Genomic DNA, 26,210 nt, shown 5'->3' with positions numbered 1-26,210 from the left:
AGGATTTATTTTTAATCCCGGCCATAGAATTTGGAATAGCCTTTCAATAAACTGTTCTTGGTTTTTTCAAGTAATAAGGATATTTTATGAACTATGGTTTTAGGATTAATTGTTTTATTGGTTCCGTTTTATTCGTATCTTCAACTTATGCAACAAATCTGGGGCATGTCACCATTGCTGACCCAGTACTCGGTAGTCGCGATATTATCTACGAACAAATTAATGAATTCGCGGTAGTTGAAGGAGATATACTCATTGGAAGAGTGACCAATCTGAACAATCAGGGTGCCATTATTACTCCTAAAGCAGGAGGATCTCGTTGGCCTAATGGTATTGTTCCTTATGAGGTTGCTGAAGATTTGCCTTTTATGAACAAATTAGCCATCTATCAAGCAATAGATCATTGGCAAAAAAACACCAATCTGGAATTTCTGGAATTGACCTCTAAAAATCGTTATGAACATCGTGATTATATTTCATTCATTCATGCTGAGGGTACTACCTGTTCTTCCTATGTGGGTAAAAAAGGTGGAAAACAGGAAATTAATTTAGCGCCACGATGTACCACTATGAATACAGTTCATGAAATAGGCCATGCTCTTGGATTATGGCATGAGCAATCAAGAGCTGATAGAAATTCCTATGTACGCATCGTATGGGAAAACATAGACGATGAATACAAACATAATTTTGATCAGCAATTAACAGATGGTAAAGATTTTGGTGCTTATGATTATCAATCCATTATGCACTACGGTACTTTTGCCTTTTCTAAAAATGGTGAAAAGACAATTATTCCGTTAACTGATGGGGTAGAAATTGGGCAGCGAACTCATTTAAGTGAAAAAGATATCGCTGCCATTAAAGCAATGTATCCCGAAGCTTAATTATTGCAAGGAAGAAAACTCATGTTTTCTTCCTTCCCATCCTGTGGATCTAAAGCCAATAGTCGCGCTGCACGCGTTTCTTTATGCTGATCATGAGCATGATACAGTTCGTACCCCAGATACATGGCAGTCAAGACAATAGCTGCTGGCCAGCACACTGCAAATGTTGTTATCAATACCATTGGCATAACCGTATTTTTAACCATAGTAAAGATAAAATCATTACGAGCTATTTCATATTCCTTATAAGCAACAGGAAGATTAGTATCCGTTAATTGTGCTTGTTCCAAATAAAGACTTTTCTCTTTATATTGTGAATAGGCTCCAGCTGATAGATACATCGCCACGGCTACAGTACAAACAAAAAATGAAGCGAGAACCAACATTGGGGGACTAAGCAATATGGCGGCAGTAAATCCCAACATCAATAAGGCAGCTGCAGCGGCTACAAAATAAAAGGTTGCTTCTTTAGTTCGCCAGTTAATTTCCAATTCGAATAACTGTTTATGGAGCATTTCTATATGCAAACGACGTTGTTCTTCCGACATTTTCGGAAAGAGCAATGGATTATTATAATCTTTAATCTCCAAGAGATATTGAGATTTTTTCGTTAAATACTCTTGTTCTGCTAACTTGCATTTATACAGAGCCATGCACACATCAAAGGTCAGAAATACAGCAGTTAAATATCCTGCAACGGGGCCAGAAATATTAAATAAATTATTAAAATTACTCAGACAGTTAACTGTGGCCCAAACCAGATCATTAGCAAAATTACAATGCCGTTTATAAAGCTCGTGCATAAAACGTTCATAGGCGGTAGTAACCTCAGGAACATGATCTGTTTGAGCTGTAATAATTTCTTTTACTTCATCTGCTGTTAAACGGATCGTTCCGTTTTCAATTAATTTACTCAGTAAATCATCTTTTAATTTACTCTTGTCCTTGGCCTGTAGCTTAAGCGGAGCTCCCTTTTTAGGAATATAATATAATTCTCCATCAGCCTTATCGTCTTCCTGAACCAGGATATAACTGTTTCTGTACGCCTCAATACTGGCTGCACCGGGCAAATAATCCAGTTTCGTGACATCACAACCGCTTTTCGCTCCCTTTTCCAATTCAGATGGAAAGAATGTATGTTGTATCAACAAGCCGCCATCAATCATAAAGCGAATAAGAAAAAAGCCAACGCTAAAGAAATTAATAACGCCTATAGGAGCTTGAAATACGGAAATAATTTTGTCTACGTCAGTATGCGTGCCCAAGATAACATCAAGTTTTTCAATAAGATGCAGATCTTTCGCCATAGTTAAACCCTGAGTTAATGTCATACGACAAAAAGCCCAGTAAATTCGACATAGATTTGCATACGCAACATAATCACGAATTTGCGATACATGAAAAGGGGAGTTAACCAAATTGCGAAAACTGCCAAGATAAGAATTGTAAAGTGATTCGATAAAAGCAGTATCTGATTCTTTATGCTTTACCTTATTAATCAGTCGTTCTTTAATTTGTAGCTTAATTGCAGCATATTCAGCCCGTTTTCCAGGTTGTAGATAGGCTGCATAAAAGGCTTCCAGCAACGAGGCACAATAATAGCAATACAACCAAAAAGCTTCTTTATTTTCATCATCTTGATTTTTTAAAATGTTAAACATTTCAGTAAATTCAGTCTCGAGCAAATGCTTGTTCTTCAGTAGAAAGGAGTATCCGATCGTTTCCGCGCGTTGATCAGCGAATTCGAATTTTGAACTTAATTGGCCAGTGGATGGAATTTTAGAGAAGAACTGATGTTTGTCCCTACGAACAGCTGCATTTTGCCTCGAGTAAACCATAATAACAACTCACAAAAATTATACAGGAAGTTTTATTTATAGTACGTTAACACTTGGTATTGCTTTTGACAAGTCTTTTTGTATTGTTTTTTTACACATTGTTAGGTGAGTTTCATCGGTATTTATTAAACTGAAAAGGGGGTACATCTAATCATAGAAGAGGGTTGATTTATAAGAATTAAGTCAGTTGAAGTATGATTATGTTTATGCCAGATTTACTATTAATTATCGAATGTGTACTAGTGCCTGTTGCCATTTGCTCTATACCCCCTAAGTCTCTTTATGGATGTACGCTGGAAACACAATTAACACATCGCGCCAAAGTGTATAAATGAATATCTACAGTCTACTGTTTTTAGGGATTACTATGCTTAAAGACTCTTTTACTTACCAATACAAAAACTTGAAAAAATTCTTCCGAGCAAATCATCCGAGGTAAATTCGCCTGTAATTTCACATAATACTTGATGAGCTATACGTAAATCTTCAGCAAGCAACTCTCCAGCCCGATGTTCAGTTAATTGGTTCTGACCTGTGAGTAATAGTTTTTTTGCTTCATCCAAAGCCTGAAGATGTCGTCTTCTTGCCAAAAACTGTCCCTCATTGGGATGGTAGCCAGCCATCTGTTTGATTAATGCTTTTAGACCATCAACACCATAACCCGATTTGGCTGATAGATAAACAGAATCATTCTCTGTTTTAGCAGTGAGGCCGCGCATATCAATTTTATTAAATATTGTAATTATAGGTACATCGTGTGGCAATGCGGATCTGATTTCGTTAGACAGACATTCATGGTGTTCTGGATCATTAACATCTACCACTAATAATACACAATCAGCTTGTTTTAATTCCATCCAGGCTCTTCGAATTCCTTCCTGCTCTACTAAATCATCACTTTCTCGTAATCCTGCAGTGTCGATAATATGAATAGGGATGTCGTCCAATAACACATGTTCACGCATCACATCTCGAGTGGTTCCTGCAACTTCGGTAACTATGGCTACATCCCTTCCAGCAAGATAATTGATTAAGGTGGACTTACCTGCATTAGGTCTTCCCGCAATAACCAAAGATAAGCCCTCACGTAAAATAACGCCTTGATTTGCCTGGGATCGGATGACGTTAAGTTGATCTAAAATAGACTGTAATAAAGTGGATACTTTTCCATCATTTAAAAAATCGATTTCTTCTTCAGGGAAATCGATTGCAGCTTCAACATACAATCGCAAATAAATTAACTCTTCATTCAATTGATTGATTTTTGCTGAAAACTCGCCCTGCAAGGAACGTAATGCCATTCGTGCTGCTGTTTGTGAGCTTGAATTGATTAAATCAGCAATTGCTTCAGCTTGAGTTAAATCGATTTTATCATTTAAAAATGCTCTTTCTGAAAACTCACCAGGTCTTGCTAATCGAGCGCCCAAAACAACACATTCTTTAACCAACAGATCAAGAACTACAGGTGAACCATGCCCATGAATTTCAACAACATCCTCACCGGTAAAGGAATGAGGTGCCTTGAAATAGATCATTATCCCCTGATCTACTAATTGATTATCATCGGTATAAAAGGAACAGAAGGTTGCCAATCTGGGTTTAAGTATCTTATGGGCATTAAGAGTATAGGCAATTGAATAAGCTTTCGAACCCGATAATCGGATAATACCTACCCCACCTTTTCCTGGTGGGGTAGCTATTGCTACTATAGTATCTTCTGACATTTATTTTGCTGTTGCTACCAGTTTCTTAACTGGTTTGTCATCGGAATATTTTCGAGTAATGTACCATTGTTGCATGATGGATAAAGTATTATTCACTATCCAATACAGCACTAAACCCGATGGAAAACTCCAGAACAATCCCGTAAATAAAATAGGCAAGAACATCATTACTTTAGCCTGCATGGGATCTGGTGGTGTTGGATTCAATTTTTGCTGAACTAACATTGTCGCACCCATAATCAGAGGCAAAACATGATAGGGATCAGCAGACGCCAGGTCATTAATCCAGAATATAAAAGGAGCTTGTCTTAATTCAACACTTTCCAGCAACACCCAATACAAAGCAATAAATACGGGTATCTGAATAATGATAGGCAAGCAACCACCTAAAGGATTTACTTTTTCCTGGCGGTAAAGTTCCATAGTTGCCTGACTTATTTTTGCTTTATCGTCACCATAACGTTCACGCAAAGCTTGTAGCTTAGGTTGTAATTTACGCATTCCAGCCATTGATTTGTAACTGGTTGCTGACAGTCGGTAAAATGCCAACTTAATTAATACTGTAACCAGAACAATAGACCAGCCCCAGTTTCCAACAAAATTATAAATTGCCTTCATCAATGAAAACAACAAAGAAGAGACAAACCAAAGGATGCCATAATCAACTGTTAAATCCAAAGATGGGGCTATGCCTTTTAGAACACTGGTAATTTCGGGTCCAACATACAATTTGGAACCTATTTCTTTTTGCTCATCCGGCTTAATCACAATAGGTTGACTCACCGCGCCTATAGTGTAATCACCATTAATCGCCCGAGTATAAAATTTATTTTCAGCTGAACTTCCAGGGATCCATGCACTTAAAAAATAATGTTGCTGCATCGCAATCCAACCGCCTTTAGCATCAACATCAAGATTGTTTTTATTCATATCACTAAACCCAACCTTTTGATAACGATGAGTACCAGGATTTGAATAAGAGGCACCAGTATATGAACCGACATGGAAAATACTTGATTTATCTTCCTTGGGTGAACTTCGGAGCAATTGAGTATTTAAATACCCCTTCCAGTCAGTAGTTCCATTATTAATAATTTTGTAATTTACATCGATTAAGTAACTGCCTTTGGTAAATATAAATTCTTTTTTAACGGTTAACCCTTCTTCATTCTTTCCATCAAGAGTAACGATTAATTGATCTTGATTAGGCTTTAACTGATATTCTTTTTGTTCTGAGGTAAAACCAAAATTGAGTGATTGAACGGATTGATCTTTCGCTACGAAGATGCTGCTATTGGCTACATAGCGCTCTTGAGGTTGATTTTGTAGCAGAGGAAATGGTTTGTTTTTATCCTCAACACTCAAGGGATAGTCAAGAAGAAGTCCTTTTACTATATCGCCTTGTTTTAAATCAATGGCTACATCTAAAACATCTGTTTTAACCTGAATAAGTTGCTCAGGTTTTAACACATTCTTATTTGTTTGTTGGTCATATGATGGATTTAGAGGACTTTGTTCTGTTTCAACAGGAGTAACCTCTGGTAATAAATGACCATCAGTGTTCAACTGACTGGTTGATTCTATTGCAACAGGCGGTTTAGCTGGATAATCCGCTTGCCAGGCGTTCCAAAGTGATAAACCAACCAGCGCAAGCGCCATATATAATATTATACGTCTAATATCCATTAAAGCTTCTCATCGTTAGGGAGTACCGGATCATAACCACCACGAGACCAGGGATGACATCGCAATATTCGTTTCAAACCCATCCACAAGCCTTTAGTTATGCCATGTTGTTTGATTGCACTCTCAGTATACTGTGAACAACTAGGATAATAGCGACAGCATGGTTTAATCAATGGGGCAATCAAAAATTGATATATTTTAATTGGAATGCATACTATTTGTCGTAGTATGAAGTTAGTTTTTCCCATGTTTTGCTCAATTGGGTATTTATGACTAAATTTGTTTGTCGTGCCACACCTTGTTTCGCTAGAAAAATCATATCTACTGCAGGCAGTTTCTGTATTCTAAAACTTTCCCTCAGAAGTCGTTTTATACGATTTCTATCATGGGCTTTTGCTATCATTTTCTTTGACAACGCCAGCCCTAAACGAGCATAACCGAGATCATTGTTTCTGTATAACACAACAAATTCAGTCGTTACAATTTTTTTTGCCTGTTCAAACACATGGTCATAATCTTTTTTTGTTAACAGTCTCTGTGTTTTAGTAAATGCAAACACTTAAGCTGACAAACGCTTACGTCCTTTGGCACGACGACGTTTGATAACTAATCGACCTGCACGAGTTGCCATACGCTCACGAAAACCATGATCGCGTTTGCGTTTTAAATTACTTGGTTGAAAGGTGCGTTTCATGATGAACCTGTATATAAATTTATGAGGTTGGCAATGATAGATAACTTTCTTTCCAGTGTCAAATTAGAAAGATGATTATTTTTTGATATCTGTTTCAAGTTATTGGGATGGCGTAATTATAATATATCTTTTAAATTATATATCTTTTTATTATATTAAGCATCGCCAAGTCTGTTGATAACTCCAATAAATATTTTACTATCATCGAGTTACAAGAATTTTATCTTGTATAAAACTCTTGTATTGAACGGTCTTATTCTGTGTGTAAAACGCACTGGTTTTTAATCCATCCAATTTATACACTATATATATAGGTGCTAAACCTGATCTTATACACATCTTTTGTTTACTCCAACGGTTCGTAATCGACTATTCAAAATATGTGTTTGTAAAAAGGATACTTTTTCAAAGACATGTTTTTGTACTGGGATGTATTAAACTTTTTTTTATTTAAAAGTGACTTATTCGAATCATCTATTATTAATATAGTTTTATATACTTAAAAACCTATTCTTATTATTAGTAAGGACAGTTTCTGTTGATAACTTAAAATATTATATATATTACAACTAGTTACGTTGTAATATATGATGTTCGTAAGTTACGTTATTGTCTGTGCTTAAATTGTTTGTTCTTTTGTTCAGTTACCGATTCTTTGTTTTGTATTCAACTTATTCCCGGGTATAAACGCTAGTTATCCATAGCTTTTAATATCCTTATCGCCTTATTTATGTGCTCTGGTTTTTCTTCATTTCATTTTTTTTTATTGGGTTTCTGATTTTAATTTAATTTTTTTTGTGGATAACTTTGCCTTTTATTCAAGGCTGAGTATAATCTCCCTGTTAGAACATCGATTATTTAAAACTCAGTTTTAATTTTATAAGTATTTATCTTATTTTTGATTCTTTAATTTATTCTACTTAATTATCTTGCTGTCTAGGTGCTTTCAATGGCAATATTTATAGCCGTGGATAATTAGTTTTAGCACTCTTTTACCACCCTTATATGATGAGGAGTTATGTTGTGTCAGCAACTGTTTGGCAAAAATGTTTAGGTTTATTGCAAGATGAATATTCTGCTCAGCAATTCAATACCTGGTTGCGTCCTTTACAAGCTCATACAGATGAGCAACGTTTAGTTTTACTTGCACCTAATCGATTTGTTGTTGATTGGGTTAAAAAACATTTTTTTTCTCGCATTGAAGAATTAATCAATCAGTTTTGTGGTGATGATATAAAATCTGTTTCAATAGAGATTGGAAGCAAGGCTGCTGAACCTGTTGCATCGATTGTTGAAACGACTGTTTCTTCTACGACAACCACCGCGGCGAAAACTATAAATAAAAAGGCTGTTGACTATAAAAGCAGTCATTTAAATAAAAAATTTGTATTTGACAGTTTTGTTGAAGGAAATTCAAACCAGTTAGCCCGTGCTGCGTCCATGCAAGTAGCTGAACGTCCTGGTGACGCCTACAATCCCTTATTTATTTATGGAGGCGTTGGTTTAGGTAAAACCCACTTGATGCATGCTATTGGTAATAATATTCTTAAAAATAATCCTGAAGCCAAAGTACTTTATTTGCATTCGGAGCGATTTGTTGCGGATATGGTTAAAGCATTGCAGACCAATTCCATCAATGAATTCAAACGTTTTTATCGCTCTTTAAATGCCTTACTCATTGATGATATTCAGTTTTTTGCAGGTAAAGATCGCTCACAAGAGGAGTTTTTCCATACCTTCAATGCTCTGCTGGAAGGACAACAACAAATTATTTTAACCAGCGATCGATATCCGAAAGAAATCGAGGGCATGGAAGAACGGCTTAAGTCACGTTTTGGTTGGGGACTTACTGTTGCAGTAGAGCCACCGGAATTGGAAACTCGTGTTGCTATTTTAATCAGTAAAGCAGAACAATCCAATATTGAACTTCCTTATGAAGTCGCGTTTTTTATTGCTAAACGAATACGTTCTAATGTCAGAGAGCTTGAAGGTGCTTTACGACGGGTAATTGCTAATGCTCATTTTACTGGAAAACCAATTACGATAGAGTTTGTGCATGAAGCATTACGTGATCTTTTAGCGTTGCAGGATAAATTGGTTACTATAGAGAATATTCAAAAAACTGTAGCTGAATATTATAAAGTTAAAGTAGCTGATTTGTTATCCAAACGTCGTAGTCGCTCTATTGCCAGACCAAGACAAATGGCTATGGCTTTGAGCAAAGAATTAACCAATCACAGTTTGCCTGAAATTGGTGATCATTTTGGTGGTCGAGATCATACTACGGTAATTCATGCCTGCAGAAAAGTTAAAGAATTAGTTCAAGATGATAGTGATTTTGCTGAAGATTACAAAAATTTGATGCGTATATTATCTTCGTGATAAGGGGTTTATCGTGTTTGAATTAGCTATAAAAAAGGAAGATCTCCTCGCTCCTTTACTTACCGTAGCCGGAGCTGTAGACAAAAAGCAATCCTTGGCTATTTTATCCAATTTTTTATTAAAATTGGCTGATGGCTTGCTGCATGTTACTGCTACTGATTTAGAAATTGAAATTTCTGCTCAGGTGTCTTGTGAATCAAACCAAACATCAGGAAGTATTACTGTTCCTGCTAAAAAGTTTATTGATATCATACGTTCTCTTGATGAAAATACTAACCCAAATATTGTTTTTGATAAAGGTATTGTAACCATCAAACAAGGGCGAAGTTCATTCAAATTGACCACTTTGCCCGCTGAAAATTATCCATTAAGTGAAGATGAGTGCAATGAAGTTGAGTTAACCATACCCCGACTTGTCTTACTGCAATTATTGCAGTCAACTCACTTTGCCATGTCGCAACAGGATGTTCGAGTATTTCTTAATGGACTCTTTTTAGAATTTGAACCTCATCAGATTTCTGCTGTTGCAACAGATGGACACAGAATGGCTATTTGTCGATATTCTTGTGACAACGTTAGTCAAAATAAACTTTTGTTACCCAAAAAAGGCGTTCAGGAATTATTACGCTTATTAAATTGCATAAGTGATGAGCATGTTTTACTGGCTGCTGGAAAGTCTCATTTTAAATTAATTAGCAGTCAATTTACATTTATGTCCAAATTGATTGAAGCCCGTTTTCCTCCTTACTCAAAAGCTATTCCCAGAGAACAAGATAAACAAATTATTATTGATTGTGCCGTCCTAAAACGGTCTTTGGCACGCATTGTTATTTTAGCTCATGAAAAATCTAAAGCGGTAATGCTTCATTTACAATCCGGTCAATTAACTTTAATTGCCAACAATAATGAACAGGAAGAGGCCGTTGAAACTCTTGCTGCAGAAACTCAGGGTGATGAGTTAAAGATTGGCTTGAATGCCACTTATTTGCTGGATGTATTAAATCACTTTGGTGACGGTAAGATACGAATGTCCATGTCTAATACAGACAGTAGTATTTTAATCGAGTCGTTACACAATGATAATTATCAATACATCATTATGCCTATGAAAATATGATTTTATCTGATTTAAGAATTCATCATTTAAGAAATATCTCAGAAGCTCATTTAACCCTCAATCCACAGTTTAATTTTATCTATGGTTTAAATGGAAGTGGAAAGACTTCTATTCTTGAAGCTTTGTATTTGTTAAGCTGTGGCCATTCATTCAGATCCCGAGAGATTTCTCCGATAATCTCTCGGGGGCAATCTGCTTTGACTGTTTTTTCTCGTTTTACGGATAACTCAACCATCAGCATTCAAAAGTCTTCTTCGCAGTCAACTCAGATTAAATTGAATAATCAACTTTGTTACAGTACAAGCCAATTGGCCTATGCATTACCTTGTCAAGTTTTTTATGCTGATATTTTCCAAATTATTGATGCAGGACCCAGTGTTCGTAGAAGCGTATTGGATTGGGGGTTGTTTCACGTGAAACATAATTATTTGTCATTATGGAAGGATTATAAAAGGGTTATAAAGCACAGAAATGTCCTATTAAAAAAACACTCGTCTTACCAGAACTGTATTCCCTGGGATAGACAGTTGGATGATCTGGCTACACAAATGGATTTTCTGAGACAGGAATATTTTGAGAAGTTGAAAACTGTTTTTTATCAAACTATTAACCAATTAACTTCCAGCTCTTGCACTATTGACTATTATAAAGGTTGGGATAAAAAAAATACTGGTAAATCACTAATGGATATTTTAGCAGAAAGCTACTCTAGTGATCTGCAAAGACAATACACCCAATATGGCCCACATCAAGCAGATATTTTAATTTATAGCGACGATGCTAAAGCAAAACAAATACTTTCTCGTGGCCAACAAAAAATTATATTAATCGCATTAAAACTAGCTCAGGGACAACTCCTAAAAGGGGACTGTTTGTATCTCTTTGATGATTTATCTGCAGAACTTGATGAAAGTCACAAGGTACGACTATTTCATTATTTAAATACCCATTCAGGACAATATGTGGTTACTTGTATTAATCAATCAGATTTGACTTCGATTGCACACGGTATGAATAGCTCTAGATTCACTATTAACTCGGGTACCATTGTTGCTTGACTAGATCTTTAGTTCCGGAACAAAGAACTCTAAGCCAGTGAATGAATCTGTCCAGTTTTAAGGAGAGAGAGCTCCTTCTTCTATCCAGCATAGATTACTATAGGAATAAGAAATCTCATGGATCATCATGTTGTTTGTATGTACCCAATTGCAAATCATTTGTGAAGGATATTGCCTAACCATACGATATAAGAAATGTTGTATAGGGATCCCTAATCTCCTCCGCTTCATTCTAAAGTAAAAGTATCGTTGGTGTAATTACATTATTGGCTTTGTATCGTTCTAAATATACTGTACATATGGAGTAAGTAGAACTCTACATGCAAAGATTAGATAACGATCAGTTTCAACTCATTGCTGACAGTCTAAAAGTAACAGATCAACTGTTATCAATGAGTTTCATTTTTACACAATGGTTTATAATTGAAATATAAAACCGGTGTATTTGAGAGAGCAAACTATGCGAATATCGTTATCTGAACCCCAAGTAACAAGATATCTAGCTATTAACCACAAAACCAATATGGTGCATCTATTTGTACCTTTTATTGCGGGTATTGATACCAGCACAGACAATACATGTAAAGCAACTTTGGAGTTAAGAACATTTTTCGAAAGCGGTGCTTTAGCTGAATTGAACTCGTATCAATCTGCTTTGGAGTTCGATATCAGCCTATTCAACGAAGATAACCCTCTTCGTAAGTTAAAGGAAGAACGATTGGCTCAAATAAAAAAGTACCAAGAAGCGATTAAAGCGATGCAAAATCAATATGGGTCTACAATAAGTCATTTTCTCAAAAAGCCATCCAACTTATATAGTATACAATTACGACCAAAACACCAGGATCCCTATTCGCAAGTTGAGAATCCAGTATTTACCATCAATCGTGGTAATAATTCTAAAGGTGTACCATTATCTAACTTATACAATTGCATGCAGGAACAGTTTGGCTTTCTGCAATTAACTGGAAAATCACCGCGACAAAAGCTCATTGAATCCACTGTGAATGCCATACCGAAAGATGCGACTTTTGAACAAATTAAGCAAGTTTTAAAGGATACCTGTTACGAACAACTAGGCATCAAACTCGATTTTGTGTACTTTGATACTATGAGAAGGGAAGTGGAACAGAGCTATATCGACGAACAAATGGGTTTTTCGCGAGATACAACAGTAGAAGAGTACGTAGTAACTCTTTTGAATGCTTTTGCCCCAAACTTGGAAACCACCTTGGATTCCTCTCCATTTTATTTAAAGGATAATGTTAATGCAGAGGAACAAATAGAGCGTTTATCAATTCTAACCCAATTTTATTTAGGAGTTTTGAACGTTTACTGCCGGGCACATGGATTGAGTGAGGTGAATTTCGGAGCAGTATTGGATAAAGAACTGGATTTAAGCAATGATTTAGTTGAAACAATCTCAGAGGCTTTACAAACAGGGGATGAGGTTGAAAGAGTCATATGTTCTTTTTTCAATGTCCATGCCAAGAAGTTTGAAATAGCACGTGCGCTCGACACTAAAGATTTGAACGCAATTCAAGATAAGTTTAGGAATGCATATCGCACTGTTACCGCAACACCAGAAAATCCACATATGGATGATTTTATGCTCTTAGATACTGAAGCAGAGGGGAGTCTCGCGACATTTATCAGTTATAATGGTTTAATTTGTACTGATTTTGCAAATATAGTATCACCTGCGTGTGCTAATCAACAATACTTTGAGCAAATACGCCATGACATTCTAGATGTGGGAAGCATTCCAAAGTTATCAACTGTACAGGAAGTTGAAGTCGATATTGATATTCTGATAAATAACATGGATGACGTTCAATTTGATAAACTCCCACAAGAAATTAAAGGGGCGTGTCAAAGATCACCTTCCTTCCACAATCGTCTCTTCCTCGAGTATGTAGCTAAAGGTGATCAAGAAAATGCTTCTATGCTGTTAGAAAGAACCCAAGATCCTAATGCTCTGCTCCGAAAGGTAGGTAAGTTTACTGATTATTCAGGTAGAACTTTTGAATGCACTGCTTATGAATACGCCTATTGGGCTAAAGATACACACATGAGACAGATGTTAGAATCCTTTATGGATGAGGAAACCAAAGCGTATCTCTTAGAGCGGATAGTAAAAATTGAGCAAAACGGTCTTACTTATCAGCAATATGGTCAGACTATTGAACGATCTAAGCATTTTGATTTATCAATATTGATAAATGCTTTGAAATACTATGTGGATAATTATGACAAATGGTTTAAGAGGGGTGATTTTCATGAAATCGATGATGCATGGATTGCGGTTGGTAAGGCTCAGCGTGAAGTTCCAGCACATGTAGCTCAAGAGTATTGCAGAAAAGACCGCTCCTTTGAGCTTATTAACAGTACAGTCTTTAACGAAACGCATTTACCGCGAAACTTGTCGATTACTAACTATTCTTCGTCGTCTGATACTCACTGGTTCCCTCTGGCTGAATCTAATTCCGGTTTGGGTTTTGACTATTCTATAGTGCGGGAGAGCCGTAGAGAAGGCGCTGCTGGAACTGGACTGGAACCTGGAATCGTACGTGCTATGCCCTCTTTAGTCTCGTTGGATCTGGCTGCGTTAACCCATTATGATAAAGTGAGAACTAAAGATCTGCAGACATCACATGACAATTTAAGTCCGCCCTCCCGCTGGTATCAATTGTGGCGGTAAATCTATCAAGGTGGATGTAGAAAGCGGTATTTTTACTAGTACATTCAGAAAGACTTCAATATACAACTCATCAATAGTTCAGTTGTAAGTGTTCACTCGTAATTAACCACCTGGAATTTAATCTACGATCCTACCGTAAGGATTTTACCAATATCATCCTAACTGGAGCTAAATGTTTCACGTGAAACAAATTTAGAGAGAAATTTAGTGTCAGCTTGCTCCTGAACAATTGTATAAGTGAATGCAGATATAGGAAAAAAGGAGGTCTAACGTGATTCACCACTGATGGTTTTCAGTATAAATTTGGAAATCAAAGTTTATTCATCAACATATAAACCAACGGCAAAAGATGGTATAATTGGGGTATTCAAAATACCACAATACGGTAATGAGGGTTCCTGATGAGCGTTGATGCCAGTTACGATTCAAATAATATTAAAGTCCTAAAGGGTTTAGATGCAGTAAGAAAAAGACCAGGTATGTATATAGGTGATACCGATGATGGTACCGGACTTCATCATATGGTGTTTGAGGTGGTTGACAACTCAATCGACGAAGCACTTGCGGGACATTGCAAGGAAATATTCGTTACTATTCATTCTGATGAGTCAATTACTGTGAAAGATGATGGCCGTGGTATTCCTGTGGACATACATAAAGAAGAGGGCCGATCTGCTGCTGAAGTTATTCTTACTATATTGCACGCTGGCGGTAAGTTTGATGATAACTCATATAAAGTATCCGGTGGTCTTCATGGGGTAGGGGTATCCGTTGTTAATGCCTTATCTGAAGAATTGCATTTGCTTGTTCGCAGACACGGAAAAATTCACGAGCAGCATTATCGGCACGGTGTTCCTGATGCTCCTATTGCAGTAACGGGGGATGCTACAAGTACGGGTACCCAGATATGGTTTAAACCCAGTTCAGAAACTTTTAATAATATTGAGTTTCATTACGACATATTAGCAAAACGCTTAAGAGAGTTATCTTATTTAAACTCCGGTGTTTGCATACATCTTTATGATGAACGTAGCCAGAGACAAGATACCTTCCATTATGAGGGAGGCATCCGAGCTTTTGTTGAACATCTGAACAAGAATAAAACCCCAATATTTCCAGTTGTATTTTCCATGACTGCTGAAAAAGACGGTATTGTGGTTGAATTATCTATGCAATGGAATGATTCTTATCAAGAAACGCTTTTTTGTTTTACTAATAATATTCCTCAGCGAGATGGTGGTACCCATATGGCCGGTTTTAGAGCCGCGCTAACTCGTACACTGAATAATTATATTGAAAATGAAGGATACGCCAAGAAAGCCAAGGTATCTCCAACAGGTGATGATGCGCGTGAAGGATTAACTGCAGTATTGTCTGTTAAAGTTCCTGATCCTAAGTTTTCATCTCAAACAAAAGATAAGTTGGTCTCTTCAGAGGTAAAATCTGCTGTAGAATCCAGTGTATCCGAAAAATTTAATGATTTTCTTCTTGAGAATCCTTCCGTAGCAAAAGCGATTGTTGGCAAAATCATTGATGCTGCACGTGCTAGGGAAGCAGCTCGTCGTGCGCGTGAAATGACTCGCCGAAAAGGTGCTCTTGATATTGCTGGACTGCCCGGAAAGTTAGCGGATTGCCAGGAAAAAGATCCTGCTTTATCAGAACTGTATTTGGTTGAGGGAGATTCTGCGGGTGGCTCTGCCAAACAAGGCCGTGATCGAAAATTCCAGGCAATACTACCTCTCAAGGGTAAAATACTTAATGTGGAAAAAGCACGTTTTGATAAAATGCTGGCTTCACAAGAAGTTGCTACATTAATTACCGCTTTAGGCTGCGGTATTGGTCCTGATGAGTATGATCCGGATAAAGTTCGTTATCATCGCATTATTATCATGACGGATGCGGACGTGGATGGATCTCATATTCGTACTCTGTTATTAACCTTTTTCTACAGACAGACCAGAGAACTGTTGGAAAGAGGATATATTTATATTGCTCAACCGCCTTTATACAAAGTAAAAAGAGGAAAACAGGAGCAATATGTAAAAGATGATGAGGCTTTATTTGAATATCTGACACAAAGTGCTTTGGATGGCGCTGCATTTTATCCATCCAAGGATGCTCCGGCTATTACTGCACAAGCTTTAGAAGAGCTGGTGCAACAGTTTAGACGAGTGGAAAAAATAATTAAGCGTTATAAGCGCAGATATCCTACGGATATTTTGAAACGAGTTGCCTATTTGCCTGTATTACAAAATGAAGATTTCAATCATCAGGATAAAATAAGTCATTGGTGCAATCAGTTGCATCTAAGCTTGCAACAGGTTGATAGCAAAACGGAACAGTATTCTGTTAGTGTTCAGACACTTGAAGAAACGAACCAATTTATCCCTCGAATTACCATTACTCAGCATGGGATGGATAACTACGTTCCAATGAATGCAGAGTTTTTCTATTCAAAGGATTATAAAGAAATGGTTACCCTCGGTACTCGATTAGGCAGCTTGATTGATGAGGGCGCCTACATTAAACGAGCTGATAAAACCTTGCCGGTTGAACATTTTGAGCACGCTTTGGATTGGTTAATGGAAGAAGCAAAAAGAGGACAAACCATTCAACGTTATAAAGGTCTTGGTGAAATGAATCCGGAACAACTCTGGGAAACCACTATGGATCCTGAAGTAAGGCGTATGTTGCAGGTTAATATCGAAGATGCTGTTGCTGCAGATGAAATATTTACAACGCTGATGGGGGATAACGTTGAACCTCGCAGAGATTTTATAGAGTCTAATGCTTTGGATGCGGAAAATATAGATATTTAACTTTAAGCGAGGTTGTAAGGCGAACAGTCACTTTATAGCCTCTCGCTATTAGTTCGCAAGTACGAGGGAAATAAAGTGCTTGTTATATTTGATATAAAGCAGTAGTGGTTAAAGAAATACTACTCCGGATTTCTAATGAAAATTTTTAATGCAATGTTCTCCAAAGTAAATGGAGGTGTTGAACAGGTTTTTTTAAACTATACCAAGGTTTTGGAGAGTTTGGGTAATGAGATTATTCCTGTTATTCATCCTTGGTCACAGATAAGAAAAGCCTGCGCAGGTGATAATCTCAGAACACTATTCAGTTATGGGAGAAAGGACTTCATTGCAGTTCATCGATTGCGTCAATTAATACTCAAAGAGCAACCTGATTGCATTATCATGCATACCAAACGAGCTGCCATACTGTTTGAAAAGACAGAAACCAAAGTACCTAAAATTGCCGTATGTCATACAATTGAATCGTACGATGAGTTAGCAAAAGTATCTGATGCGGTTATTGCTATCACAGAACATATGTACCAAGACATCATGAGTCAGGGGGAATCTACAAAAAAAATCTACACGGTTCCTAATATGATTTCCATTCCAGAGGATCTTTCTTATAAAGAACCCAAGAGTACTGTAATTCCAGTGATAGGAGCCAGTGCCAGATTTTCAGATCTTAAGGGGTTGGATGTATTTATCGATGCTTTGGCACTTTTAAAACGTAATGGTATTTCATTTAAAGCGCTCATCGCGGGTGATGGTAAACAGAAAAAACAATACATCAAACAAATTAATCAGCATAGCTTACAAAACGAGGTGACGTTATTGGGTTGGATAGATGATAAACAGGCCTTTTATGAGAGCCTGGATATTTTCTGCCATCCTTCATTGAAGGAGTCTTTTGGTTTGGTTGTTGTTGAGAGTATGATGCATTCATTACCTATGGTGCTCACCCAGATATCCGGCCCTCTTGAGATAGTCGGAGACACCGAATGCGCTGTTATGGTACCTCCGTCAGATCCTGTGAGTTTAGCGAATGGATTAGAGCGGTTAATTAAAGACAGCGGTCTTGCTAAACGATTATCATATAATGGGTTTCTTCGAGCCAACACGTACTCAAGTCGTACTATTGGACCGATACTGAATCGAGTTGTGAATGAGGTCTGTAATTCATAGTAAAATATAAAGATTGAGCTGTGATTTTATCATAGGGAATAGAAGTGCCGCGTCCTTGCGGCGAAGTACATCCATTGTACTGGTCCCTTGAGTTGACATCCTGTCAGACATATCCATGTCATCCCTTTGAGATTTCAGTATAACCTTTTGACAGATAGAGTCATTGGGTAGATAGAGCAACACATTGTAAGAAATTTCTCAAAGAATGGTGGGTATTTTCTTCTTGGGGGGAACTGGCTTTATATAATTGCTCGAAGAGATAGCTGGGATCCATGAAAAAATGTGGAATTGGCCATAACATCAGTGAGTGTAGCCTGAATTAGACGAAGTCGTAATACAGGGTGTTTTTGTCAAAAGCTATGATCTATACATCCTGGGTACATTAAATGTGACACGTCCTAATATCGGTATCTTCTTTGCAAGAGTAGGGAATTGGGAAATAGCTTAATCCTGTATTACGACTTCGTCTAATACAGGCTACTTCTGCTGGGTACATTAAATGATGGCGCGCCTTAATGTCGGTATCTTCTTTGCAAGAGTAGGGAATTGGGTAACAGCTTAATTCTGTATTACGACTTCGTCTAATACAGGCTACTCCCTTAGCGCGACATTCATTCGAACACTATAATTTACTTAGATTGATTCACGATCCGCTGTATTTCTATAATGCAGCGGATCGAACTGAGTAGGATGACTCAATACGAGTCTAATTGTTTTTGCCAAGAGATACTGGTTGTTGCTGGGTAATGCAATGTATTCCTCCGCCACCTGCGAAAACATCCAAAGCATCTATTTGAGTGATATGATGATCTGGAAATAATTGGGTGAACATTTGATAAGCGGCCTTATCATATTCCGCATAGCCAAATGCAGGCATAACTATGCCCTTATTAGCCAGATAAAAATTGATATAGGAAAGGGTAAGCCTTTCTCCATCAAGATAAGTGGCGGGTGGTTGTTCGACACAATAGACTTCCAATGTACGGCCTTTTGCATCCGTTGCAGATTTTAGAATTTCCAGATTTTCCTGCAGGGTATTGTAGTTGGGATCCGTTTTATCGGTAGTGATAAGACATAAAACTTTTCCTGGCGCAATAAAGGTGGCGATTTCATCAACGTGTCCGTCAGTTTCATCACCAAGTAATCCTTTATTTAACCATATAATACGTTCTGCACCCAGATAATCCATTAAATAGTGTTCAATTTGCTGCTGGGATAACTGGGGATTACGATTTGAATTAAGCAGGCATTCGCGGCTGGTTAATACCGTTCCCTCACCATCGACATGAAAGGAACCTCCTTCCATAACCAGTGGTGCATGAAAATAGCGCGCATCAGTGTTTTTTATGATAACTGATGCAATTTGATTATCTAGGGCGCAGTCTTCATAATTGCCACCCCATGCATTATGGATCCAGTCTACCCCGGCAAGTTGTTTATCAGCATTCAATAAAAAAGTTGCTCCGGTATCACGAGTCCATGAATCATTAATCGGTAGCGTGATAATGGAAATTTTGTCGCCACATAATGCTTTTGCTGACGGTTCATCTCCAGGATTGACCAGAAGGGTAACTGGTTCAAATTGTGCGATAGCTTTAGCGACTTTGGCATAGGCGATTCGCGCACGTTCCAGTCCTACTTTTTCCCAGGTTGATTGATGACAGGGCCATGCCATCCAGCATCGTTCGTGTGGGTGCCATTCTGCTGGCATATAAAATCCAGCGTGTTTTGGTGTTGTTTGTATAGTCACTGTGTTGTATGTCCATCAAGATAGGTTAATTGAGAAAAAATACTTCTTAATTCGTTTAAATAAGATAACGTTTGTTCTTTGGGCAACTCCGTTTGAATTAGTTGCTTCTCATAGGATTGTATCAGTTTCTTGGTATCGAAATGGGCAAAATTCAATACATTAGTTACTGTATCGCCATTGACTAAATCTTCCAGCTCAAACTGACCATCATCAGACAGCTTGACGTCCAAAGAATTCGTATCACCAAATAAATTGTGCAGATTTCCCAGGATTTCCTGATAAGCCCCAACCAGGAAAAAACCAATACAATAGGGATTATTGCTGTTATAAGGCGGGAGCAATAAAGTCGTTGTAACACAGGACTGACCTGGGTACTGCTTAATAGTACCGTCTGAATCACAGGTTAAATCCTGGAGAATACTGTGCATGCTCGGCGCTTCATTCAATTGAGAGATAGGCGCTACCGGAAAGATTTGACCTATAGCCCAGGCATCAGGTATGGATTGAAAAAAAGAGATATTACAAAAGATTTTGGCGGCCATACATTCGTTAATCATCATCAGCAATGAGTGCTCACTGGGATTTTCTTCATCCAACCGGTCTTTTAATTCCATACAAATATTAGTATAGAATGCCTCAACTTTTGCTTTTTCTTGTAAGCTGATTACCCCATGCTTGAATAGAGAGTGGGCTTCATGCAGCGAATGTTCCGCATAGTTGTATATTTCTGTTGGTGAGCTGTCGGTGATTGCCTGATAAGTATCATAGATATCGCGAATAACATGCGAATCTTCTTCGGATATTTCGGGAAGCACGGGAGCCTTGTTAATTATTTCAATATCGGTAATATTGGATATCAATACAGCATGATGCGCTGTTAGCGCTCGCCCAGATTCCGAGATAATGTTTGGCTCGGGGATTTCCGCTTCTTGGCATAAATGTTTCATGGCCAATAAGATGTGCGTTGCATACTCATTGAGGCTGTAATTCATGGAGCAGCCTTTGTTAGATCGAGTGCCTTCGTAATCAACGCTTAAGCCGCCACCCACATCGATTGTATCAATTGGTGCATTGAGATGTCGTAATTCAACATAATAGCGCGCTACTTCCTGCATGCAATGACGAATATCATGAATGTTGGCTATTTGAGAACCTAAATGGCAGTGCATTAACTGGAGGCAATCAAGCAAGTCATTGGCTTTTAATTGCGTCACCAATTCAAGCACTTGCTTTGCATTTAAACCAAATTTGGATTTAACTCCTCCTGTATTTTCCCATTTACCGGCACTTTTGCTCACTAAACGAATACGTACACCCAAGGTAGGTTTTACTTTAAGGCGGGCAGATTCACTTAGAATGATGTCCAATTCCGATTTTTTCTCAATAACGATAAATACTTTGTGTCCCATCTGTTGAGCTATGAGAGCCGTTCTTATGTAGCTGCTGTCTTTATAACCATTACAGACTATGGTACTGGGTCGATCGCCGAGCATACCAATTACTGCCATCAGCTCAGGTTTTGAGCCTGCTTCCAGACCAATGCTGTTTGAAGGCGATTTTAGCAGCTCACGAACCACGCTGTGTTCCTGATTGACTTTAATCGGATAAACTAATTTATAGGTTCCAGAATATTCGGTGTCCTCTCTTGCCTGAGTGAACGCCTGATATATTCTGCGAACGCGATCGTGCAAAATGTCGCTGCACCGAATTAATAAAGGTAAATGGAGTCCTGCTCGTTCAGCCGCATTAACTATAGCCAGTAATTCAACCCCTTTTTGCTCGGGGTTTTTACTGATTTCAATGTTGCCGTTTTCATTAATATTAAAGTAACCATCACCCCAATTTTCAATGTTGTATAAGTTTTCTTCTGATTGCATGTTGCTGTTCATTATTTGATTCCAATAGGAGTACGTGGTTTGACTAATTCGTGATAAGTCGCGGGTTCTCTTTGCTGGGCAAATGGAAATAATCTTCCCCATAATTCACGTTGACTGAAATCAAGATCAGCCACAAGCACCGCAGGCTCATTGCGTGGTGCCTGAGCTAAAATTTCACCCATTGGCGTACTAATGAAACTGCTGCCATAAAATTGCAAATCATCTTCACAACCAATTCGATTGACCGCAATGATAAAGGTATTACTCATGATACCCTGTGCTACCATTACTTTTTGCCACATGGGCTGACTATCAAACCCTGGAGCTGTTGGCTCGCCGCCAATAGCGGTTGGATAAACCAGAATCTCCGCCCCTTTTAATCCGTAAATTCGGGATAACTCGGGAAACCATTGATCATAACAAGTAGGTAAACCGAATTGATGTCCTGCTATATGATGCACCGGGTAATTGGAATCTCCTGGTTTAAAATAGAAGTCTTCATGGTATTTTTCCCCGCTGGGAATATGTTGTTTGCGGGTAATGGCAATCAGCTCACCTTCACTATTGAAAGCAACGGCGGTGTTATAGCCGGCTTTTTCAAACAACGAGGCAGTAATACACACTTGATGCGTTTTAGCCATGTGACTGACAAATTGGGCTGTAGGACCAGTATGGATGTCTTCCATATAGGGCGTTCCGTCTACGTCAGATCGAGTACAAAAATAAGGGCTTAAAGTGAGTTCTTGCAAACACACCAGTTCAGCGCCTTGTTGCGCTGCCGAAAATATTCCAGAGGCTAGACTGTCTTGATGTTCTTTAGCATGTTCATGCCATTGTTCCTGAACCAGTGCCACCCTTAATTTGTTTTCTGCCATTAGTCTTCCTATGTGTTGTTACGTTAAAATAAAGTGTTATGCCTGTAGATTAAAAATCAGCCTATGTTATCAAAAAAAACTCTGTTTGCACCAGTGTTAATTTCATTAAATACCACTTTATTGGTATTCAATAAGTTGTCTTCCAAAATATATTGAACAGGACTCATGAAAAACGACCAATCCTTTATTAAATAGTAATTTTATTTTCAGTCATTGGGTTTATCCAAACTCGTTCATTATAAATTCCTGTTGTCTGGAGCTTGGGGTTTATCGTAGGATTTGTTGAATAGGTATTCATTGAGTAAATTAAAATTGATGATAAACGAATTGAAAAATAGTAGCATGGACCTTTACTTTAATGGATGTAAAATTCGGTAAAAATGGTGTAAAGATGCCCTTACCTGGTAAGGGCAAAATAGAGTATGACTTATTTAAACAGATTACAGCATTTGCTAAAGCAATCGTCATCTTCACTATCGCTGTCACTATCAGAATCCATGCTGGATTGCGCTAAAGTTGGTGAACGGGTCAACTCCGTAGTTCTCTTCTTTAAAACACTCTGAAATACTGAGTTGGGATTGCCTGAAGTGGATGAGGCGGGTTCTGTTTTAGGTGCTTCAACAGTGGGTTCTTGTTTTTGAGATGACCCTTGTTTTGGCACCATTGCTGCTGCAATCAGGCGGAACGGACTGGACTGATCGTGAGCGGATCCATTGATCATTTCAAGTTTGCGATTTATATCTGAAAGCGATTTGGCTTCCAGCAAAGACAGTTTTTCGCCAATGCTGTGTTCTTGCCCGTCTAATAATTCTGGAAATAAAATTGAAAATTCAAGGCAGTTATCCACACTAAAATCACGGCTGGTAAAAAACTGTTCTGGCTTATCGCTTAAAAGTAAATCGATGTTGCGGCGTACAGTAAAGGCTGTTCTTACTTTGTTCACAAATTCATCATTTGTCGGAACCAGATTTTGGATGTTTCGAGAAATAATACTGTGTTTGTCTCTGGGGGCAGTCAAGGCAAGTTTTGCCGCTATAGACGACTCTTTATTTTCAGTGACATTGAATAAGCCAGAAAATTCCAGACATGAATCGACGCTGTATTCCCGGCTGCTGAAAAATTCATTGGGATTGTCGCCCAGGAGCAAACGATCGATATCTCGTTTAAGCGCAAAAGCCTGTCCTATTTTGGTAGCGAACAGTGTATCAGGGAAAATCCCTTTCACATTGAGAGCAACCTGATGACGGGATTCTTCAGGAGTGGTCTGGGCAAGCCGCTCAGCTATAGCTGTTTCATTAGTGTCGAGAACTTGTAAGGCTAAGTCTTTATAATTGTTAAACAGTTCTTCATCAAATTCTTTATCTAAAATTAAAAGATGAGGATTTTTATTTCTTGGATCCAATAAGGAGTGGATGCGCTTTTTTACCTCATAGGCTTGAAATAACACCGAATGAAACGTTTCACCGTCTGCATGTGGGACTCTTGCTGCTTCAATCTCGCGGCCAAAGTTTTTTAATTCGGTCTGGGGGCATTCTAAAACCATACGAGTAGCTAAATCTTTTTTTTGTTCAGCTGATAATTGATTTAAGCCTTCCCTGTGTTCAGCTAAGGCATCTCCATTACCAAGATCTTTATAGGGGTTTTGTAAACCTTGAATTTCTTCTAGTGTGTATCCCATGTAAATCTCCTTATAAGCTCAGCTACAGCTGATGTTTTTTGTATGCGGTAATTTAGCGAGACTCTATATTAGCGGATTCAAATTGCGCTGTCATGAAATTAAACTAAAGTTTTATTAACAGCTGTCGAATAAGTAATTAGATATCCGTTTTTGCCTTTAAAAACTACAATAACAACAAGGAGTAGGCAATGTCTAAAAATCATTTATTACAAGATCCCTTCCTGAATGAATTGCGTAAGGAAAAGGTCCCTGTGTCTGTTTTTTTGGTTAATGGAATAAAATTACATGGTGTGGTGGATTCGTTCGATCAGTACGTAGTCATGTTAAAAAACTCCATTACTCAGATGGTCTACAAACACGCCATATCTACTGTTGTACCTTCTCGTATGGTGAAAATACCTACAGATGAGGCATCTGGTGAGGAAGAGGGATCTGTGGCAGACTAAGCTACTTTTTATTGATGGAATGAACTGTGTTTGAACGTCCGCAAGGTGGTGAGCGAGCGATACTGGTACAATTAGCGCTTCCAGGCGTTGATGCTGAAAAAGCCCTGGCTGAATTTGAAGAGCTGGCTCTTTCAGCACATGCTGAAATTCTTGATTGTGTCTTGGGCACGCGCGCTACTCCCGATGCCAAATACTATTTGGGCAAAGGGAAAGCGGAAGAAATAAGCCAGTTAGTAAAGGCGCTTGATGCAGAGCTGGTTCTGGTAAATCATGAATTATCTCCTTCACAGGAACGAAATTTGGAGCGGTTATTCGAATGTCGCGTGGTCGATCGAAGCGGTCTGATTCTGGATATTTTTGCCCAGCGAGCCAGGACTTTTGAAGGTAAACTGCAGGTTGAACTTGCCCAGTTACAGCATTTATCCACTCGTCTTGTTCGCGGTTGGACCCATTTGGAGCGCCAAAAAGGGGGTATAGGTTTGCGCGGTCCCGGGGAAACACAATTAGAAACAGACCGCCGTTTATTGCGTGAACGCATTCGATATATTAACAAACGTCTTGAAAAGGTACGCTGCAGCCGAGATCAAAACCGTCAGGCCAGAAAAAAAGCGGATATGGCTACAGTTTCATTGGTGGGATATACCAATGCGGGTAAATCGACGTTATTTAACGCGTTGACTGGCGAAAGTATTTATGTGGCCAATCAATTGTTTGCTACTTTGGATCCCACGATGCGCAAATTGGAACTGCCCGGGTCCTTACCCGTCATTCTGGCAGATACGGTGGGTTTTATTCGTGATCTGCCTCATCATCTTGTCGAGGCTTTTCGCGCCACTTTAGAGGAAACCCAACAGGCAAATTTATTACTACATGTCATTGATATTTCAGATCCGCATTGGCGGGATACTGTTTTTGCAGTTCAAACCGTTTTGGATGAAATTGGTGTCAATGATATTCCAGTAATTCAGGTATTTAATAAAATTGATTTACAGGAAGGCTGGCAATCTAAAATAGATTTTAATGAAGGTTCATGTAAAGTATGGCTTTCCGCGGCAACAGGACAAGGACTGGATTTGTTAAAAGAAGCCATAGCGGCTCAACTGCATGGGACTGTCCTTATTGAAGATATCATAATAAAAGGTTCTCAGGCTAAATTGCGCGCTCAATTGTATCAATTGGGTTCTGTATTGTCTGAATCAATTAATGAAGATGGTGACTGGCAATTGAAGATCAGAATCACCGCGGATCAAAAACAACGTCTCTTTACATAAAAGATGGTTTATAACGTGTTGTATCAAATCGTTCTCGAAAGGTGTATCTCTGTATCTGTACAGATCCTTCGCCAGGTTTTATGAATATAGATTTGTCCCAAACCTTCACTTCGATTTAGTTAAAGCCTATTTTTGTAGCCCGTATTAGCGCAGCGTAATACGGGGACATCATGGCGTGTGTTGTCATATCGATCCTGTATTACGCTTCGCTAATACAGGCTACTAAGATTGTAGATTAATTAT

The 26,210-nt window shown here is 38.2% G+C and carries 19 protein-coding genes; 9 read left to right on the top strand and 10 right to left on the bottom strand.

What is annotated here, in order from left to right; genetic code table 11:
* Positions 1–86 precede the first annotated feature (86 nt).
* A complete protein-coding gene (gene legP / locus IZU94_RS16680) occupies positions 87–887 on the top strand; it encodes a Dot/Icm T4SS effector Zinc-dependent metalloprotease LegP (RefSeq protein ID WP_203113294.1) in 801 nt (266 codons plus the stop codon).
* On the opposite strand, the gene IZU94_RS16675 is transcribed toward legP, so the two are convergent.
* From IZU94_RS16675 to rpmH, 6 genes are all read right to left on the bottom strand, one after another.
* Complete coding sequence (locus IZU94_RS16675; RefSeq protein ID WP_203113291.1) at positions 884–2,725, bottom strand: hypothetical protein; 1,842 nt, start codon at positions 2,723–2,725, stop codon at positions 884–886. The two genes, legP and IZU94_RS16675, sit on opposite strands and share 4 nt — an antisense overlap.
* 383 nt (positions 2,726–3,108) lie before the next feature.
* Positions 3,109–4,449, bottom strand: coding sequence for a tRNA uridine-5-carboxymethylaminomethyl(34) synthesis GTPase MnmE (gene mnmE, locus IZU94_RS16670; RefSeq protein ID WP_203113288.1), 1,341 nt, complete (start codon positions 4,447–4,449; stop codon positions 3,109–3,111).
* Positions 4,450–6,135, bottom strand: coding sequence for a membrane protein insertase YidC (gene yidC / locus IZU94_RS16665; protein WP_203113285.1), 1,686 nt, complete (start codon positions 6,133–6,135; stop codon positions 4,450–4,452).
* Positions 6,135–6,383: a membrane protein insertion efficiency factor YidD gene (gene yidD, locus IZU94_RS16660; protein WP_203113282.1), complete on the bottom strand. Its 249-nt coding sequence runs from the start codon at positions 6,381–6,383 to the stop codon at positions 6,135–6,137. The genes yidC and yidD overlap by 1 nt, the downstream gene beginning before the upstream one ends.
* On the bottom strand, positions 6,350–6,694 hold the full coding sequence (gene rnpA / locus IZU94_RS16655) for a ribonuclease P protein component (RefSeq protein WP_203113279.1): 345 nt from the start codon (positions 6,692–6,694) through the stop codon (positions 6,350–6,352). Before rnpA ends, yidD begins: the two co-directional genes overlap by 34 nt.
* The gene (rpmH, locus tag IZU94_RS16650; protein ID WP_006869475.1) at positions 6,695–6,829 is read right to left on the bottom strand and encodes a 50S ribosomal protein L34; all 135 of its coding nucleotides are present in this window, start codon (positions 6,827–6,829) and stop codon (positions 6,695–6,697) included.
* A 1,023-nt stretch (positions 6,830–7,852) separates the two neighbouring features.
* Here rpmH and dnaA point away from each other — a divergent pair.
* The 6 genes from dnaA (at position 7,853) to IZU94_RS16620 (ending at position 18,070) form a co-directional block, all read left to right on the top strand.
* Positions 7,853–9,211, top strand: a complete 1,359-nt coding sequence (gene dnaA, locus IZU94_RS16645; protein WP_203113276.1) for a chromosomal replication initiator protein DnaA — start codon at positions 7,853–7,855, stop codon at positions 9,209–9,211.
* Between the two features lie 13 nt (positions 9,212–9,224).
* Positions 9,225–10,328 carry a DNA polymerase III subunit beta gene (gene dnaN, locus IZU94_RS16640; protein WP_203113272.1) on the top strand — a complete coding sequence of 368 codons (1,104 nt, stop codon included), beginning with the start codon at positions 9,225–9,227 and terminating at the stop codon, positions 10,326–10,328.
* Positions 10,325–11,386 carry a DNA replication/repair protein RecF gene (gene recF, locus IZU94_RS16635; RefSeq protein WP_203113270.1) on the top strand — a complete coding sequence of 354 codons (1,062 nt, stop codon included), beginning with the start codon at positions 10,325–10,327 and terminating at the stop codon, positions 11,384–11,386. The genes dnaN and recF overlap by 4 nt, the downstream gene beginning before the upstream one ends.
* Positions 11,387–11,846: 460 nt before the next feature.
* Positions 11,847–14,087: a Dot/Icm T4SS effector CpeA-related protein gene (locus IZU94_RS16630; protein ID WP_203113268.1), complete on the top strand. Its 2,241-nt coding sequence runs from the start codon at positions 11,847–11,849 to the stop codon at positions 14,085–14,087.
* A 401-nt stretch (positions 14,088–14,488) separates the two neighbouring features.
* On the top strand, positions 14,489–16,906 hold the full coding sequence (gene gyrB, locus IZU94_RS16625; protein WP_203113266.1) for a DNA topoisomerase (ATP-hydrolyzing) subunit B: 2,418 nt from the start codon (positions 14,489–14,491) through the stop codon (positions 16,904–16,906).
* A 135-nt stretch (positions 16,907–17,041) separates the two neighbouring features.
* Complete coding sequence (locus IZU94_RS16620; protein WP_203113264.1) at positions 17,042–18,070, top strand: glycosyltransferase family 4 protein; 1,029 nt, start codon at positions 17,042–17,044, stop codon at positions 18,068–18,070.
* A gap of 706 nt (positions 18,071–18,776) precedes the next feature.
* On the opposite strand, the gene IZU94_RS16615 is transcribed toward IZU94_RS16620, so the two are convergent.
* The 4 genes from IZU94_RS16615 to IZU94_RS16600 all read right to left on the bottom strand — a co-directional run bounded on the left by IZU94_RS16615 (position 18,777) and on the right by IZU94_RS16600 (position 24,250).
* Positions 18,777–19,781, bottom strand: coding sequence for an agmatine deiminase family protein (locus tag IZU94_RS16615; RefSeq protein WP_238400559.1), 1,005 nt, complete (start codon positions 19,779–19,781; stop codon positions 18,777–18,779).
* Positions 19,782–19,816: 35 nt separating this feature from the next.
* Complete coding sequence (gene speA / locus IZU94_RS16610) at positions 19,817–21,709, bottom strand: biosynthetic arginine decarboxylase (RefSeq protein ID WP_203113259.1); 1,893 nt, start codon at positions 21,707–21,709, stop codon at positions 19,817–19,819.
* A complete protein-coding gene (locus IZU94_RS16605; RefSeq protein WP_203113256.1) occupies positions 21,709–22,572 on the bottom strand; it encodes a carbon-nitrogen hydrolase in 864 nt (287 codons plus the stop codon). Before IZU94_RS16605 ends, speA begins: the two co-directional genes overlap by 1 nt.
* A gap of 427 nt (positions 22,573–22,999) precedes the next feature.
* The gene (locus IZU94_RS16600; RefSeq protein ID WP_203113253.1) at positions 23,000–24,250 is read right to left on the bottom strand and encodes a lpg0008 family Dot/Icm T4SS effector; all 1,251 of its coding nucleotides are present in this window, start codon (positions 24,248–24,250) and stop codon (positions 23,000–23,002) included.
* A 188-nt stretch (positions 24,251–24,438) separates the two neighbouring features.
* Here IZU94_RS16600 and hfq point away from each other — a divergent pair, with 188 nt between their 5' ends.
* Positions 24,439–24,696 carry an RNA chaperone Hfq gene (gene hfq, locus IZU94_RS16595; protein WP_058474819.1) on the top strand — a complete coding sequence of 86 codons (258 nt, stop codon included), beginning with the start codon at positions 24,439–24,441 and terminating at the stop codon, positions 24,694–24,696.
* A gap of 26 nt (positions 24,697–24,722) precedes the next feature.
* Positions 24,723–25,967 (top strand): ribosome rescue GTPase HflX, encoded by a 1,245-nt coding sequence (hflX, locus tag IZU94_RS16590; RefSeq protein ID WP_203113251.1) that lies wholly within the window; start codon positions 24,723–24,725, stop codon positions 25,965–25,967.
* Positions 25,968–26,210: the final 243 nt, after the last annotated feature.

Source organism: Legionella bononiensis, assembly GCF_016786215.1.
Classification (GTDB): Bacteria; Pseudomonadota; Gammaproteobacteria; order Legionellales; family Legionellaceae; genus Legionella; species Legionella bononiensis.
Note: the sequence above shows the minus strand (reverse complement) of the source record. Positions and strands in the feature narration are given on the sequence as shown.